General features: G+C 30.6%; 18 protein-coding genes and 1 riboswitch. Of the genes, 13 read left to right on the top strand and 5 right to left on the bottom strand.

Annotated features, from left to right (window positions below; translation table 11 throughout):
- The 11 genes from BN350_RS17355 to BN350_RS19730 form a co-directional block, all read left to right on the top strand.
- On the top strand, window positions 1-235 hold a 235-nt coding region (locus BN350_RS17355; RefSeq protein WP_147573623.1), incomplete at its 5' end, for a family 1 glycosylhydrolase.
- Window positions 236-296: 61 nt separating this feature from the next.
- The gene (locus BN350_RS17350; protein ID WP_028044724.1) at window positions 297-1,148 is read left to right on the top strand and encodes a DUF2262 domain-containing protein; all 852 of its coding nucleotides are present in this window, start codon (window positions 297-299) and stop codon (window positions 1,146-1,148) included.
- Between the two features lie 12 nt (window positions 1,149-1,160).
- Window positions 1,161-2,048: a MurR/RpiR family transcriptional regulator gene (locus tag BN350_RS17345; protein ID WP_028044723.1), complete on the top strand. Its 888-nt coding sequence runs from the start codon at window positions 1,161-1,163 to the stop codon at window positions 2,046-2,048.
- A gap of 122 nt (window positions 2,049-2,170) precedes the next feature.
- Window positions 2,171-3,577, top strand: a complete 1,407-nt coding sequence (locus BN350_RS17340; protein WP_028044722.1) for a family 1 glycosylhydrolase — start codon at window positions 2,171-2,173, stop codon at window positions 3,575-3,577.
- 9 nt (window positions 3,578-3,586) lie between these two features.
- Window positions 3,587-4,129, top strand: coding sequence for an RDD family protein (locus tag BN350_RS17335; RefSeq protein ID WP_028044721.1), 543 nt, complete (start codon window positions 3,587-3,589; stop codon window positions 4,127-4,129).
- Window positions 4,129-5,427, top strand: coding sequence for a PTS sugar transporter subunit IIC (locus tag BN350_RS17330; protein WP_028044720.1), 1,299 nt, complete (start codon window positions 4,129-4,131; stop codon window positions 5,425-5,427). Before BN350_RS17335 ends, BN350_RS17330 begins: the two co-directional genes overlap by 1 nt.
- 9 nt (window positions 5,428-5,436) lie before the next feature.
- Complete coding sequence (locus tag BN350_RS17325) at window positions 5,437-6,345, top strand: AEC family transporter (RefSeq protein WP_028044719.1); 909 nt, start codon at window positions 5,437-5,439, stop codon at window positions 6,343-6,345.
- Window positions 6,346-6,851: 506 nt separating this feature from the next.
- The gene (locus BN350_RS17315; RefSeq protein ID WP_028044718.1) at window positions 6,852-7,598 is read left to right on the top strand and encodes an SDR family oxidoreductase; all 747 of its coding nucleotides are present in this window, start codon (window positions 6,852-6,854) and stop codon (window positions 7,596-7,598) included.
- Between the two features lie 34 nt (window positions 7,599-7,632).
- Window positions 7,633-7,679, top strand: a riboswitch (PreQ1 riboswitch).
- A 68-nt stretch (window positions 7,680-7,747) separates the two neighbouring features.
- Entirely contained in the window at window positions 7,748-8,227 is a 480-nt protein-coding gene (locus BN350_RS17310; RefSeq protein ID WP_028044717.1) for a QueT transporter family protein, read from the top strand.
- A gap of 73 nt (window positions 8,228-8,300) precedes the next feature.
- The gene (locus tag BN350_RS17305) at window positions 8,301-9,443 is read left to right on the top strand and encodes an AI-2E family transporter (RefSeq protein WP_028044716.1); all 1,143 of its coding nucleotides are present in this window, start codon (window positions 8,301-8,303) and stop codon (window positions 9,441-9,443) included.
- 77 nt (window positions 9,444-9,520) lie between these two features.
- Entirely contained in the window at window positions 9,521-10,750 is a 1,230-nt protein-coding gene (locus BN350_RS19730) for an AAA family ATPase (RefSeq protein ID WP_049945611.1), read from the top strand.
- A 289-nt stretch (window positions 10,751-11,039) separates the two neighbouring features.
- Here the strand turns inward: BN350_RS19730 and BN350_RS17295 are convergent, their stop codons facing one another.
- Window positions 11,040-11,474, bottom strand: a complete 435-nt coding sequence (locus BN350_RS17295) for a MarR family winged helix-turn-helix transcriptional regulator (protein WP_028044715.1) — start codon at window positions 11,472-11,474, stop codon at window positions 11,040-11,042.
- A gap of 137 nt (window positions 11,475-11,611) precedes the next feature.
- Here BN350_RS17295 and BN350_RS17290 point away from each other — a divergent pair, with 137 nt between their 5' ends.
- Entirely contained in the window at window positions 11,612-12,664 is a 1,053-nt protein-coding gene (locus BN350_RS17290) for an FUSC family protein (protein WP_028044714.1), read from the top strand.
- A gap of 51 nt (window positions 12,665-12,715) precedes the next feature.
- Here the strand turns inward: BN350_RS17290 and BN350_RS17285 are convergent, their stop codons facing one another.
- From BN350_RS17285 to BN350_RS17270, 4 genes are all read right to left on the bottom strand, one after another.
- Complete coding sequence (locus tag BN350_RS17285) at window positions 12,716-13,450, bottom strand: ABC transporter permease (protein WP_028044713.1); 735 nt, start codon at window positions 13,448-13,450, stop codon at window positions 12,716-12,718.
- Complete coding sequence (locus BN350_RS17280) at window positions 13,447-14,178, bottom strand: ABC transporter ATP-binding protein (RefSeq protein WP_028044712.1); 732 nt, start codon at window positions 14,176-14,178, stop codon at window positions 13,447-13,449. Before BN350_RS17280 ends, BN350_RS17285 begins: the two co-directional genes overlap by 4 nt.
- A complete protein-coding gene (locus tag BN350_RS19725; RefSeq protein ID WP_044600450.1) occupies window positions 14,156-14,614 on the bottom strand; it encodes a helix-turn-helix transcriptional regulator in 459 nt (152 codons plus the stop codon). Before BN350_RS19725 ends, BN350_RS17280 begins: the two co-directional genes overlap by 23 nt.
- 107 nt (window positions 14,615-14,721) lie before the next feature.
- Entirely contained in the window at window positions 14,722-16,476 is a 1,755-nt protein-coding gene (locus BN350_RS17270) for an aminopeptidase P family protein (RefSeq protein ID WP_028044711.1), read from the bottom strand.
- Window positions 16,477-16,651: 175 nt separating this feature from the next.
- Between BN350_RS17270 and BN350_RS17265 the strand changes: the two genes are divergently transcribed.
- On the top strand, window positions 16,652-17,557 hold the full coding sequence (locus BN350_RS17265) for a helix-turn-helix domain-containing protein (RefSeq protein WP_028044710.1): 906 nt from the start codon (window positions 16,652-16,654) through the stop codon (window positions 17,555-17,557).
- Window positions 17,558-17,642 lie beyond the last annotated feature (85 nt).

The raw sequence follows: 17,642 nt of genomic DNA, 5'->3' as shown, positions 1-17,642 counted from the left end.
AAAAGCACATATTGAAGAATTGAAGAAAGCTTGTGATGATGGATGTCAAGTTCTTGCTTATTGTACTTGGTCATATACTGATTTATTAAGCTGGCTGAATGGATATCAAAAGAGATATGGATTTGTTTATGTTGATAGAGAAGAAGATGAAAACTCTGGAACATTAAATAGAATTCCTAAAGATTCTTATTATTGGTATCAAAAAGTTATTAAAACAAATGGGGAAGAGTTATAAAGGTGTAGCAAGACTATACCTTTTTTCTATGTTATAATAATAAAAAATAGGAGGTATTGATATGGGATTATTTGATAAGAAAGTTTTATCTCAAAAATTTGATGAACGTTTTTCTAAAGAGACTAAAGAAGTACTTGTTGTGACTGCTGATGAAATGACAGCATCAAAGTCAAGAGATGATGAGTATTGGACAGCTATGATTAGTATTTTAGGATATATTGATTTAGAAAATAATGAATTAAATGAAAAGAAAAGATATTTGGAATGGGAGATTACAGAAAAGCAAAGGTTAAAATCAAAATTATATAATTTAAAGGCTGGAAAAATATATCAGCTAACTGTAAGAGAATCAAAAATGTTTGAAAATCAATACACTCATCAAATAATGGAAAAAGGAAGATGGCTGATGGTAGTAGAGGTCAATAAAAGAGATTGTCATGATGAAAGATTGGAAAGGATTTTAGCAGAGTATCAAAAAGAGGTTTCTATTCAGCCGGAAGGATGTGAATCACTCAAATTAGATAAATCATTATGTTTATTTAGTGGTAAGGGAATGTGGAATAAAGAAGAATGTTATATTCATATAGATAGTGATGGTGATGGAAAAGAGACTGCGAATAATGCATTAAAAACATACTATGAATTAATGCGTTATTGTGAAGAATGGGATCAAAAAGCACGTGAGTTTGCTGCTAAAGAATTAACAGATTTAGCAAATGACTGGGCTGAAGAAGATGGTATTGAAATTACAAATGAAGATTTTATGAAACGTCTAGAGATAAGTGAAGTTTGTGTATCACCAGATGGAGATTTTGAGTTGTTCTATAATGATGATGATATGTTTTATGGACATGTGATTATAGTGAGTGGAAATATCGAAGATGGATTAGATAGTGCTGATATAGCAGGATAAGAAGGAGATTATATGTTAATTATTGAAAAACTAAATCTCAAAGAAAAAATGAGTGAAGGTGAAGAAAGTATTGCAGATTTTGTTTTAACTTTAGGAAAAGATATTCATAAATATTCTACTCGCAATATTGCAGAGGCAACTTATACATCAGCACCAACAGTCATACGTTTATGTAAAAAATTAGGTTTTAAAGGATTCGATGATTTTAAGAAACAATTTTTAAAAGAAATAGAATATTTGGATCAACAATATGGAAAGGTTGATGTGAATTTTCCTTTTGATGCTAGTGATACAATGATGAGAGCTGCACATAAACTTTCACATCTTTATGAGGATACTATTCATGATAGTATGTCATTACTGCATCATGATGATCTTCAAAAGGCTTTGAATCTTATCAAATATTCTCATTCTATTCATGTGTTTTCGTATGGAACAGCACTTAATTTGGCAGAGTCATTTAAAGAAAAAATGTTAAAAATAGGTAAAAATGTCATTATATCCAATAATTTAAATTATCAATTATATGAAGTCACTTGTATTCCAAAAGGAGATATTGCAATTATTATTTCTTATTCTGGTGAAACTGTGAATATTATTAAACTGGCAGAAATTTGTCAAAAAAGAACAATTCCTATTATTGCGATTACTTCATTTGGAGAAAATACATTATCACAATTGTCATCAGTAAAATTGACAATGTCAACAAAAGAGAATCTTTATCATAATATTGGTGATTTTAGTACACATCTTTCAACTCACTTATTATTAGATATCTTATATTCAGTTTATTTCTTACAAAATTATGATGAAAATTATCAAAATCGTATACAAAAGTCTAGTGATTTAGAATCACTTCGCAGTTCATCAAATCCAATTATTAGTTATGGTGATGAATGAAACAGTGTTACATAAACAGTCATTGATTTGTTTCTTAAATTTTAACGCTGTTACAACACTATCATAAAATATTTTATAAAAACTTCCTTACGTGTATAGTAAACATGCAAGGAGGTTTTTATATGAAATTAAGAGAAGATTTTTTATGGGGAGGAGCGACTGCAGCGAATCAATATGAAGGTGCATATCTAGAAGATGGTAAGGGACTAAGTATTGCTGATGTTGAGATGGGTTCTCGTCATGGTGTTCCTCGAATGATTCATGATGAAGTTCATGAGGGATGCTATTATCCTAGTCATGAAGGTATTGATTTCTATCATCGTTATAAAGCAGATATTGCAATGTATGCAAAGATGGGATTCAAGTGTTTTAGACTTTCTATCAATTGGCCAAGAATCTTTCCTCGTGGAGATGAAGACGAGCCAAACGAAGCAGGATTGCAATTTTATGATCGTGTTTTTGATGAGTTACTGAAATACAATATTCAGCCTATTGTGACATTGTCACATTATGAAACACCACTTTATTTAGTTCAAAAGTATGGTTCATGGAGAAATCGAAAACTCATTGATTTTTTTGAGAGGTATTGTGAAGTTGTTTTGAAAAGATTTCATCATAAGGTTAAATATTGGATGACTTTTAATGAAATTAATGAAACGATGAATCAAAAGGAACCTTATCATCAGGCAGGCATTCGTTATTTAGAAGGAGAGAATCCAGCAGATGTTAAATTGCTTGTATCACATCATATGATGTTAGCGAGTGCTAAAGCAGTTATACTTGCTCACTCTATTAATTCAGAATTAAAAATGGGTTGCATGTTTCAATATCCGACAACTTACGCCAAGACATGTCATCCAAATGATGTCTTAGCACAAAGATATCATATGATGCCTAATTTTTATTATGGTGATGTAATGTGTAGAGGGTATTATTCAAATACATGTACAGCACAAATGAAAAGAATGGGTGGACATTTACAAATGCAACCAGGTGATGAGGAATTATTAAAAAGAGGAGTGGTTGACTATATTGCTTTAAGTTATTATTTTTCTTCTATCTCTTCTAGTCCAGATGCACATCAATTGATTGTTGACAGAGATAATCCTTATTTAAAAAGAAATGAATGGGATTGGCCAATTGACCCATTAGGTTTGAGAATTGGTTTAAATGAATTATATGATCGTTATCAAATTCCATTATTTGTGGTAGAAAATGGTTTGGGAGCAATTGATCATATTGAAGAGGATGGCTCTATTCAAGATGATTATCGTATTGAATATTTGGCTAGACATATTGATGCCTTAAGAGATGCGGTAGAATTAGATGATGTAGATGTTATTGGTTATACATGCTGGGGACCTATAGATATTATTTCAGTAGGTACAGGTGAAATGAGAAAAAGGTATGGTTTTATTTATGTAGATAAAGATGATGAAGGGAAAGGAACATTAGAACGTAGAGAGAAAAAATCATTTGAGTGGTATAAAAAAGTGATTGCTTCTAACGGCTATGATACGTCCTTTTAGGGAGCGAAAATGAAAAAACATGTTTCATTATTAAAAAGAGGAATTGCTTTTTTTGTGGATTTGTATATAGGAGCATTATTAGCAACACTTCCTATATCCGTCATAACATTCTTTAAACTACATCAAATCACACAAAATATATTTCTATTAGATAAACCTACTGCTATTATTGCAGTTTTATTAAGTTTGATTTGTCTGTATTTTTATTATATCTATATTCCTACATCTATTTATTTAGGACAAACATTAGGGAAGAGATTAATGGATATTCAGATTATTGCAAAATCTCATAGGTTATTTATGAAAAGACAGATAATATTCATGGGAATCTTCACATCCACAAGTAAAGTTTTAGCACAATTAGTCAGTTTATTAATTGGATACAATATCGTCTCTCTTGTGACAGATATAACACTATCGCTCTCATTTATTGCGATTATGAGTTTATTCTTTACAAAACAAATGTTACATGATCGACTTGCAAAAACAGATATTATTGATATTACAAATCCAAAAGTGATTATTCAAAATGAATTGAGGGAGGAAAAATAATGGATCAAATTATGGATAAGATTGGTGAAGCTATTACACCAATTGCTACAAAAATGACAAGCAACAGATATTTAAGTGCAATAAAAGAAGGATTTTTTGGTTCAACACCAATATTAATAGCTGGATCAATATTCCTATTATTTACAAGCTTACCTTTTAATGGCTATGCAGATTTTATGGCAGGTATTTTTGGTGAAGGATGGATGGACTTTTTCTATTTGCCTTATCAAGTCAGTTTTAAATTAATGGCTTTCTTTGTTGTGGTAGGAATGGCAAAGTCTTTAGCAAAATATTATAACGTAGATAGCAAATTAGCCATTGCATTATCTTTTGTAGGTATATTCCTTTTGACACCAATTATAGCAACAACAGAGGGAGTTAAAGGACTACCTTTAGATAACTTTAGTGCTCAAGGATTATTTGTATGTATGATTTCGACTGCTATATCAGTAGAAATTTATAGATGGTGTGTCCAAAAAGGATTCACAATAAAAATGCCAGAATCTGTTCCATCAAATGTTTCAACAGCTTTTGCAGCAGTTATTCCAGCATTTATTATTATTCTGGTATTTAATTTTATGCGTATGGGATTTGCAGCGACTACATTTGGAAATGCACAAACATTTATCTTTTCTATTTTGCAACAACCACTACAATCTCTAGGAGGAACATTACCAGCAACAATACTTGTACTATTGATTGAGGCTGTAATATGGTGTTTTGGTATCCATGGATCAAGTATTGTTTCTTCAGTTATGAATCCAATTTGGTATGCACTATCAGCAGAAAATTTAGCTGCTTTTGAGGCAGGAATTGCTTTACCACATATTGTTAACTACCAGTTTATTTCTTTTTTTGTCAAATTAGGTGGTGTTGGTGCAACATTGAGTTTAACACTTCTTTGCTTATTCAAGTCAAAATCAGATCAATATAAAGCTTTGGGAAAATTAGGCATTGGAGCATCTTTGTTTAATATTAATGAACCAATTATTTTTGGATTTCCAATTGTTTTAAATCCAATGATGATGATACCGTTTGTATTATCAAATATAATGGTAGGAGTAGTCACATATTTATCAATATGGGGAGGACTTGTTCCTTATATTAATGGAGTGAATTTACCATATACCATTCCAGTGATTATTTCTGGTTTTATGATTTGTGGTTGGCAAGGGGCGTTATTACAAGCAGTTTTATTAGTTATGACTGGTTTCATTTATTATCCATTCTTTAAAGCATGTGATAAACAGGCTTATGTTGAGGAACAAGAAAAGAAAAAAGAATTGTCTATAAAATAGGTGAAGAACATGGATATTATGATTGTGGTAGAACAGATGTTTCAGTTATTTATCATGATTGGAATAGGTTATGGATTAGGAAAAACAAAATTATTGAATTGTGATTTTCAAAATCAATTAACAAAATTTGTACTCAATTTAACAATGCCGTGTATGATTGTAACTTCAGTATTATCTTCTCAAATGACTTCCTTAGCATTATCGGATATTCTCATTTCAACATGTATTTTAGTAATAATCTTGCCGATTTTTGCTTATATTTGTACTTACCATTTTCATAAAAATAAAAGTTTATATATGTTTATGATGATGTATCCCAATGTTGGATTTATGGGTTTTCCTTTAATGCAGGCTATTTTTGGGAATGAGTCAATTTTAAATACAGCTATTATTAATATGGCTTTTAATATTTCGCTGTTTACTTTAGGAGTATTTGTTATGAGTAATAAAAGTGAGCGTTCACAATTTCATTTCAAGAATTTATTATCTCCAGGTGTTGTAGCTTCATTCATAGCGATAGTGATTTATTTGTTAAAATTGAATATTTCTAGTATTATTCTTGAACCATTAACTCTCATTGGAAATATGACAACACCTTTAGCCATGATAATCATTGGAGCATCTTTAACAATATATCCATTAAAAAGCATATTTAATGATTATAAAGTATATATTTATACGTTGTTTATAGATTTGATTATACCAATTTTATTCTATCCAATGATATCTTATTTTATTAGTGATATTATGATTCAAGGGATAACACTTATTATATTAGCAATGCCCGTTGCTAATGGAGCGGTATTGTTTGCTAAAGCATATCAGCAAGATGAATTTTTAGCAGCGAAAACAGTTTTTATATCAACGTTATTAGGAGTGATGACAATTCCTCTCATTGTTTATTTACATCTTATATAGAATTATTAAAAGTCATAGGGGTATATGATATTGTATTTGCTAATAGCATAAAATGGTTGATATTTATTAAAAATTGGTTATAATATAAATGAAAGGAATAATCGATTAGCGGTTATGTCCTGGATTTGGTGTTGTATTAACTACCCAAACTTTTCCGAAGAGCTGGGGTAGTTATTTTTTTGCGTTCTTTTCAATAATGATAAGAAGCAATTTCACAATCAATCCTATCATTGGTACAAACAATCCTAATAAGGATATCATGACCATTAACATCTGATATTCATTCATGTGCATCACCTCCGTATTCACATTTCTTCAAAAGAAGATATCTATGTCAACAAGGTGAACGACCCTTGATATCGACCAGGGCATAACTACCAACCGTATGATTATTCCATGCACATATTATAACATAGAGCAAACTATCTATCTATAGTTATTTGCAAAAAGTAAATTATCTATTTGTGATGATTTATGATAGAATAAAAGAAAGGTTGGTGACATAGATGAGATATAAAAATTATGGTATTGTTGTAACGGGTGGAGGGCATGGAATAGGAAAAGCAATTATAGAAGAGTTTGTGCGTGAAGGAGCTCAAGTTTGTTTTATTGATATTAATGAGGACTATGGAAAAGCGTTAGAAAGTGATTCTGTATTCTTTTATCATGGCGATGTTTCTTTGGAAGATGACTTAAATCATTTTGTTTTATTTTGTAAAGAGAAGTTAACAAGAATAGATATTCTTATAAATAATGCATGTGTTTCACATCGGGGAATACTCAGTCAATGTAGTTATCAGGAATTTCAAAAGTCATTGGCTATTGGTGTAACTGCACCTTACTATTTAAGTTTACAGTTACAAGAGGAGTTAGTAAAAAATAATGGTTCTATTATCAATATAGCATCATCACGTGCTTTTCAGTCTGAACCAAATACAGAGTCTTATACAAGTGCAAAAGGTGGTATAGTTGCTTTAACACATGCCTTAGCTATTTCATTATCAGGACAAGTGCGAGTGAATTGTATTGCTCCTGGATGGATTGATGTCAATAATACAGAAAGTATTTCAAAAGAAGATGAAGCAGCCATTCCAGTAGGAAGAGTAGGAAAACCATTGGATATTGCGAAGATGGTATCATTTCTATGTAGCAAAGATGCAGGATTTATTACAGGTGAAACGTTTGTTGTAGATGGCGGTATGAATAAACGAATGATTTATCATGGTGATCATGGATGGGAGTATCACATTTAAAATCTTGCATATGATTATGATGTGTGTTAGAATATGAACACTGGTTCGAGAGCCAAACCCAGTATAAAAAACTAAGGACATAAATGATGGCTCGCCATCTTTTTTTATGTCTGGCTTCTAACTGTACTTTAGAAGAGGAGGAAATACAAATGAAGAAAAGTAATGTTAGAATCATTGCCATGAATGCAATGATTGCATGTATTTATGCTGCCCTAACGATAGCATGCTCAGGCATATCTTATGGGGGTATACAATTTAGAATTTCAGAAATTCTTGTTTTTTTAGCATTTTATAATAAGAAATATATTCCAGGACTTATTGTTGGATGTTTCTTGGCAAACTTAGCTTCACCACTTGGTTTAGCAGATATCTGTTTTGGAACATTAGCAACCACCATAGCTTGTTTAGGTATTTATTGGATTAAAAATATTTATATAGCAGGGGTATTTGGGGCAGTTATCAATGGACTCATTGTTGGAGCAGAATTATATTTTGTCTTAGATTTACCATTTATGATTAATGCATTTTATGTATTTATAGGTGAATTTGCAGTCTTGATGATTGGAGCATATTTATTTCAATTATTAGATAAAAAAGAAATGTTTATAAAAAAATATATATTAGAATAGGAAACAGTTTTGTTTCCTATTCTTCATATAAAATACATATTCATTCATTATAATACTGAAAAGAGGTGGTCAAATGAATGCAACAGATAAGATGAGAGACTTAACATTAAAGAATATGATAATACTTGTTACTTATATTGCAGTATTAATATTATGTTTAATGAATTTTAAATCAATTATGAGTTTTATTGGACAATTATTTGGTATTATAGAACCATTTATTATTGGTTTTGTATTAGCCTTTATCTTTAATATTCCTATGAAGTATTTTATTAAGAAATTACCTATTCAAAATGAAAAAACAAAGAAACTTGTTTCGGCTATACTATCAGTATTACTTGTTATTGTTATTCTTGTTGTATTGATCATGGTTGTTCTACCACAAGTTATTGATAATATAAGAACATTAATTGATAATATGCCTACAATCTTTAATCAAGTTGAAAAATGGATGGATTATTTCTTAACAGAAGTCAAGATATCACCAGATATTATGACGAAGATTGAAGAGTTCCAGCAAACATTTGGGAAAACAATATTGTCTAAATTAACGACTTGGGTACCTGGTATTGCCTTAGGTGTTTCTCATTTTACATCAGGTATTATCAATATATTTATGGGCTTTGTGATGGCTATTTATATGTTATTTTCTAAAGATAAATTGATGCGTCAGGTGAAAAAAGTTGGCAGAGCATTCTTAAAAGATCAGCAGTTTGAACATGTTACTGAAGTTATAAGATTGACATCTTCAACGTTTGAAAATTTCTTGGCAGGACAACTAACTGAGTCAGTTATTATTGGTGTATTGTGTTACATAGGATGTATTATTCTAGATATTCCTTATGCATCTATTGCAGCTATTGTCATTGGTTTTACAAATATTATTCCTTATTTTGGACCAATCATTGGAGCATTTATTTCATCTGTACTGATCTTATTTGTCTCACCAATGAAAGCAGTTATTTTCCTTATTTTTAGTACTTTATTACAACAGTTTGAGTCAAACTTGATTTACCCACATGTTGTAGGAAGTTCCGTAGGTTTATCAGCATTATGGGTATTGTTTGCAGTCAGTGCAGGTGGCGGATTGTTTGGAATACCTGGAATGATTTTTGGTTTACCAACATTCTCTGTAATTTATGAACTGTTGAGAAGATGGACAAATCATCGTTTAAAACAAAAAAAGCAGCTTCAACAAACCGTTTTAGAAAAATAGAATCTCAATAAGAGGTTCTTTTTTGCTTCGCGTTTTCATTAAAAAACTGAGCAAATTGATTAAATATTGATAAATCAATGCTAATTTTAAATATATCCAATAATAATCAAGTAAGAGATAATAAATATATTTGTATCACAAGACCAAGAAGGTTTGGTAAGAGGATTAATGCGAATATACTAGCGGCTTATTATACAAAAGGATACGATAGTCATGAATTATTTGATGATTTAAAGATAGCTAAGGCAGAAAATTATGAAAATCATATGAATAAGTATAGTGTGATTTATATTGATTTTAGTATATTACCAGATCCATGTGATAGCTATCAACAATATATTTCATGGATTAAAAGTGCTTTAATTCATGATTTACAAACAATGTATCATATTGATTATATTGCTAATGCACCAATAAGCTATACTTTGAATCAAACTCATGATACATTTATCTTTATATTAGATGAATGGGATTCTATCTTCTATAAAGATTTTATGAGTGAAAAAGATAAAATAGATTATCTTCAATTCTTAAAAGGTTTATTAAAAGATCAGCCCTATGTTGACTTGGTTTATATGACAGGAGTCTTACCAATTGCTAAATATTCAAGTGGTTCTGAGTTGAACATGTTTAGAGAGTATAGCTTTATGAATGATCCAATCTATGATAAGTATTTTGGATTTAGTGAGGATGAAGTGAAAGAATTATGTCAAAAACATAAGAAACATACATATGAAGAATTGCAGTACTGGTATAATGGTTATTATTTAAGTAATGGAGATCGTTTGTTTAATCCACAATCAGTGAATAATGCTTTAAGTGATGGTGTTTGTTGTAATTATTGGACAGAAACAGGACAAATGAATGAGATTGCAGATTGTATCGAACATAATGTCGACGAAGTGAGAGAAGATATCGTGAATCTTGTTGCTGGCAATCCAGTGAGAATAGAGTTAAATGGTTATAGTGTTACTGATTTGAAGCTAGATACAAGAGATGAAATCCTATCAGCAATGGTAGTGTTTGGATTCTTATCATATCATGATGGTTATCTGACAATACCTAACTATGAATTGATGCAGAAATTTAATCATGTCCTATCAAGAAAAAGTATGAAAGGTGTTAAGGAGATTGTAGACCAATCACAAAAAATGCTAGAAGCAACACTTAATCAAGATGGTGAAACCGTTGCATATCTATTGGAAATAGTTCATGATCAGGAGATTCCATTCCTTGTCTATAAGGATGAGAACAGCTTAGCATGTGTTGTAACTGCTATCTGTATGCAAGAGAGCATTATGATGTAGAAAGAGAAGATGATCATAGTGGAAAGGGATATGTGGATTTTATCTTCTATCCAAAGAAACAGAGATGTTCACCAATTATACTAGAGTTAAAATATAGAAAGAGTCTAGAAGAGGCAATATAGCAGATCAAAGATAAAAACTATATTCAAAGATTGGATAAGTATGCAGAAGTATTTATTGTATTAACTATGATAAAGAGAAATATTATGAATGTATGATTGAAAAGATAAATATAGGATAATCATAAAATATCCTTAGAAAAACTAAGATAAATGAATATCTTAGTTTTTTAGTCCCATTTTTTTAATAGTCGTAAGAGTGTGGCAATAGCTTGATTAAATTCATTTTGTTCATCATCGGTGAGATGAGTTTGAATTTGTTCTTGCAAAGATGTGGTATCTAATGGATTCTCTTTAAGAAATTGAATTCCATTTTGATTTAAAGAAATGAGTATACTCCTACGATCATTTGAATCATCTTTTCGATCAATTAAATGATGATGATAGAGTTTATCTATCATCTGAGTCGCTTGTTGTTTACTTAAACGAAGACGTTTGGCAATTTCACTCATTTTCATATCACCATGTTTTTCAAGAATTAAAAGACAAAAGTATGTTTCATAGCTTACGTTTTTATTCTTTTGGTTTTGTTTAATACTTCTTTCAATTTTGTAGTGCCAATGTGGCAAGATATGAATAATGTTTTTATGTAGTGTGTTATTCATTGGTTTTTTCTCCTCTATTGACTTTCTTGATAATATGACTATAATAGTAAATAAAAGTTTACTATCTATAATGATTTACTATATGTTTATCATAATAGATTTCCATATAGAAATCAAGCAAGAAAGGATGATAGCTCATGAAATATATGAATAAAGAGAGTTGGTTGTGGAAAATCTTTTATAATGCTTTTCGTTTTGTGATTAATGTAGGATTTGTTTTAATATTTCAAATATTATTTGGAATGGAAAATACATTGACAGGAGTTGCTATAGGGGTTGGTTTTACAATGCTTCCCTTATGTAATCTTGATTTAAAACCATGGACAATGTTTTGGATTATTGTTTTCTTATATGGAGGAGGTCCATTGATAGCACAATTGAGTATGATTAATCCATGGTTGGCATTTGTTTGTGATTTCTTATTTTTAGCGTTGATTATTCTTATCGCTAACGAACCTACTGAATACCAGACCAATATTACATTTCTATTGTGTTTTGTTTTTAGTCAATCAACAGTTGTGAGTTGGGAACAATTTCCAATGCGTGCAATATCAGGAATTGCCGGAGGTTTGTTTGTAGGAGCGTGTGTTGTTTTAAATTGGCATCGCAAAGGGTATGGAGGACAGATAGGTTTGAGACAACAAATACTTCGTTGTCAGGTGAATAGAAGTTATCTTTTAAGAATGTCATTTGGAGTATCTCTTGCAATGCTGATTGGTTCTTTGTTTCATATCAGCAAACCTTTGTGGATCAGTATTGTTGTGATGTCTTTAACTCAATTAGAATTTAGTGAGACATTAACAAGAATCAAACAACGTTTTATTGGAACTTTGGTAGGGGTTGTTATATTCTTTATCTTTTTTCAATATTTTATTCCACAGCAATTTGCTAGTTTATTTGTGATGTTTTTAGGATATATGGGATTCTTTTTACCTGAGTATAAGTTTAAACAGGTTATTAATGCTATTAGTGCTTTAAATGCTTCATTGGTTATATTGGATACAATGACAGCTATTGAAAATCGTATCTTTTGTTTAATAGCAGGAATTATGATTGTTCTTTCTATTTATCTTATAACGAAATGTGTACGACATTTTCATTTGAAAATATCAGATATGATGAAACGATGGGCTGATGATTTTTTTAAACAATTAGAATCTCAATCATATAAAATGAATATTACAAAATAAGATAAGTAAAAATGCAGGTGTTTCATTATAATATGAATCCTGCATTTTTATTTATTTCTGAGTCTTTTTCATAAAAACATAAATAGCAATCATGATAATGACAATAGCATAACCAATCACCCATAATAATTCGGGTATTACGCTTGTATAATCATGAGCAATGATAAGTTTCCCAACATTGACTGCATGTACAAATGGTAAAAGATTGGCAATGGTTTCAAACCAGCCACCGACCAAAGCAACATCAAACCAGATTCCTGATAACCATGCACTTACATTTGTCAGCAAAGCACCACAGGCTCCGCCAACTTGTTTTTCATTAAATAGAGAACCGCATAAAAGACCAATTCCAATAAAAAGTAAAGCAGCAGGTAAAGACGCAATGATGGCATAGAGAATCGAGATATTCCATTGCAATCCTAAGAATAAGGCACAGACAAAACAACCTATTGATTCTAATAAAGCCATTGGGATTAATGGCAGAATATATCCTAAAATAAAATCTTTTGCTTTCATAGGAGAACTCATTAGTCTCATCATAAAAGAACTGTTTCGATCTTTAGAAATCAATAGACCACTAAATAGTGAAATAAAAGAAAGTCCAAAGATAGCCATTCCAGGAGCTAATTTCTCAATCGCAAAAGGTCCTTCATCACCTGGAATATTGGATTGTATAAAACTCAATAACAATAATAATATGACTGGAAAAACAATACCAAATATTAAACTGATTTTATCTCTTGATATTTCTTTTGCATTTCTTTTTGCAAATACAAATGTTATCATAATATTCCTCCAGCATGACTTAATTTTACAAAAGCGTCTTCAAAGTTGTGAGTATCAGCAAGTTTCAAGAGTTCATCCTTTGTTCCAGTGGCTACCAATTGTCCTTGATTCATAATACCAATATGATCACTTAAATTCTCTGCTTCTTCTAAATAATGTGTTGTCAGTATAATTGTTATTTTCTTTTTTAATTGAATAATCAAATCCCATAGTTCACGTCTAGCAAGAACATCCAATCCTAAAGTAGGTTCATCTAAAAATAATATTTTAGGTTCTGTGATAATAGCCATCGCAATAGATAAACGCCTTTGCCATCCACCAGATAAAGTTCCTGCCTTCTGATGAGCAATGCTAGTTAACTGTAAAGTTTCCATAATATCTCTTGTTTTTTGCTGTGCCTTTTCTTTATCAAAACCATAAATTTCAGTTATAAATTCTAAGTTTTCCTGAACACTTAACAATGGTGCAATTGCTGTCTCTTGTGGAGAAACATTAATCAATTGTTTGATTGGCTGTGTTTGGTTAATTAAATCAAAGCCATAAATTTCAGCGTTACCACTTGTTGGTTTGATAAGACATGACAACATTTTAATTGTGGTTGTTTTCCCAGCACCATTGACTCCTAATAAAGAATACAATTCATCATCTTGAATTTCTAAGTTTAAATCTTTTACAGCATACTTTTCTTTATAATGTTTACAAAGGTTATTTGTTTTGATTGCAATCATGAGAAATACCTCCCATTGCTAATATTTCTTCAGCAATTTTCATAAAAGTACTGCTTTTTACTAATGCTAGTCCACCCTGTTCTTCATCTCCTAAAACAATGAGTGTTTCACCTGGATAAAAATCAAAAATATCTCTGGCTTTTTTGGGAATGACAATTTGTCCACGTTCACCCACAGTGACATTTCCAAAAATATGTTTTCCAATAGGCGGAACAGCATAACCTTTTTTATTTTGGTCATGATGAACTAAATCATCAATAGTCACACCATAAAGTTCAGCCAATGCCATTACATTATATAAATCTGGAATTGTTTCACCATTCTCCCATTTGGCAACAGCCTGACGAGACACACCTATCTTCTCAGCGACCTCTTCTAATGTATAATGATGAGCACTTCTTAAAAACATTAAATTCTGATCAATCATATTTTTCATACCTCCCTATAATCATAAGTATACACTTCTTTTTATATGAATCCACCAATCATCATTAACAGATGATGTTATATTTAGTTGCATAGAAAAAGCAGATTTTTCATCTGCTAAATCATTCTCGTATATTCTTTTAACCAATCTTTTTCATCTTGATTCAAGAACGGTGAAATATGTTTATAAACATCTTGATGATAATCATTTAACCAGTGCTTTTCCTTATAAGTCAATAGATTCACATCAATAGCATCTAAATCAATTGGAACATATGTTAAAACATCAAAGTGCATAAACTGTCCATATTCATTCTCACTACCGTTTACAACCAATAATTCATTTTCAATACGAATACCATATTGACCTTCTAAATAGATACCGGGTTCATCAGTGACAATCATTCCAGCCTCTAGTATGCAACCCTCTCCTTGGAACTTAGGTTTAGGGCGAATACCATGAGGACCTTCATGAACATTTAAGAAATGTCCTACACCATGTCCTGTTCCACATTGATAATCAATATCTTCTTGCCACATTGGTGTTCTTGCAAGAATATCTAAATTCTGTCCAGTGCATCCATATAAAAATGAAGCATTTTGTAAAGCCAGCATTCCTTGTAATACCATTGTAAAATGTTTCTTTTGAATATCAGAAATATGCCCTAATGCATATGTTCTTGTAATATCTGTCGTTCCATCAAGATATTGTCCACCGCTATCAATTAATAATAAACCATTTCCTTTAATGATTGAATGTGATTCTTCAGTTGCATGATAATGCATTAAAGCGGCATTTTCATTCCATGCACAGATTGTTGAAAAACTTGGTTCTACAAATAAATTTTGTTGTTTTCTAAACTCCAAGACTTTATCAGAAATATTGATTTCATCCATTGAAATTTTTCCATAATTCATCTTTAACCAGTACATAAATTTTGTCATAGCAACAGCATCTTTAATATGAGCATTTTTTGTGTTCTTGATTTCAATATCATTTTTAACGGCTTTAAATGCTTGGGATGGATTCATACCATCAACAATTTCACATTCTATTTGTGTAAAAAGCTGATAATTAGTATTTGCTGTATTTAATAAGACACGACCTTGTAATGTCTTTGCATCTTGATATATCTGATTATAGTTTTGAACTAATACATTTTCACGTTGAAGGGTTTTAACAGTGTCTAAATCATAAGTACCTGCTTGAAGATATAAATAGGATTGATCAAGAGTAATTAAAGCAAATGCTAAAGCAGTTGGAGAAGATGGAATGTCATTCCCTCTAATATTAAATATCCATGCAATATCATCTAAAGATGTAATAATATGAGATTGACAATCATTTTCTTTCATATATTCTTGAATAATTTCTATTTTTTCATGAACTGACATCCCATGATATTTTTCATCATAATAATAAACATTTTCATGAGACATTGGTGGACGATTTTTCCAAAATTCTTCTAATAGATCAATGCATCGAAGATTATAATTCATATCAATCAATTCTTCTAAACTTAATACAAATTGTGCTGTCATTGTTTGCCCATCAAAGGCAATAGTATCATTCTCTTTTAAGTTTTCAACTAAAAACTCTAGAAGAGTAGGAACGTCTTTTTGTGCCATTTTCATTAAAGTAATTCCTTCCTCTAATTGTGCAGCAGCCTGAATAAAATATCTTCCGTCTGTCCATAAATAAGCTTCATTAGGAGAAACAAGCAAAGTACCAGCACTACCAGTAAATCCGCTTAAATATGCACGAGATTGAAAGTGCTCACCGACTGTTTCAGACTGATGGTCATCATCAGTTGGAACAATATAATAATCAATATGTTTTTCTTTTAATAATTTCTGAAATTCTTTTATCATTTTTATCACCTCTCATTACTTTAACATATTTTCATCGGTTTTGATAATAAAATGTGTTAAAATAAGGTTGCAACTTATAAAAAAAGGAATTGCAACTTAACGTTGACAAAAAGCAAGTCCATGTTGGTAGTGGAAATAGAGATTTTTTTATATGATTGTGAAGAGGTGAAAATATATGGATTTTGGAATGAAACTACAAAGTTTAAGAAAAGAGAAAGGATTATCACAAGAAACATTAGCTGAAAAACTCAATGTATCTAGACAGGCTGTCAGTAAGTGGGAATCAGGAGCAGGATATCCAGAAATGGATAAACTCATATTATTAAGTGATTTATTTGGTGTATCAATTGATTATCTTATTAAGGATAATCATGAGTCTGGAACAGATGAGCAGAGAGCAAAATCAAAGTATTTTATGAATAGTCAGAAAATAAAAGAGTATATGAATTTTAAACGAAATTTTGCTTTTCGTATTGCTGGAGCAGTTTCAGCAATTATTCTTTCTGTTATTTTACCAATAGAGACAAGTGATAATCAGTATGAAATGTTAGGAACAATGATAATGCTGATGATTGTTGCAGTAGCAGTTGGAATTTTGATTATGACGGGAATTTCTAGTAGTCGTTATTCAGAACTTGAGAAAAAAGAAATTAATATGAGTTTTAATGATTTGCAGGAGATTCAAAATCAATACATGAAATTTAAATCTAAGTTTGGAATGTCTATAGCATTTGGTGTTTTCTTCATTATCTTTGCAGTGGCAGTTGTTGTTTTTATTGAAGAATATATGAAGAATGAAAATTTATCAGGTAGTATTCTTATTGCTTGTGTAGCAATTTCAGTATTTATTTTTATTTATCAAGGGATTAAAGATAGCATGTATCATTTTCTTGTTCAAAATGAACAATATATAGAAGAACAAAAGAAAGAAGAAAAAAGTTTGTATTCTATAACAATGCCTTTAGTAGCAATGGCTTATTTATTTATTGGTTTTGTTTATGGCTGGTGGCATCCAGGGTGGATTATTTTTCCTGTTGTAGCAATTATAACTGCTTTTATTGAACGTATACGTTTCAATTGATGGACTCTTAGGAGTCTTTTTTTGTTTTTATTCAATCATTCTAGTATTGGGAAGTTAATTCATATATAATACCTGACTTTAGAAG

Source organism: Candidatus Stoquefichus massiliensis AP9, assembly GCF_000455285.1.
Taxonomy (GTDB): Bacteria; Bacillota_I; Bacilli_A; order Erysipelotrichales; family Coprobacillaceae; genus Stoquefichus; species Stoquefichus massiliensis.
This window is presented reverse-complemented; position numbering and strand designations above follow the sequence as displayed.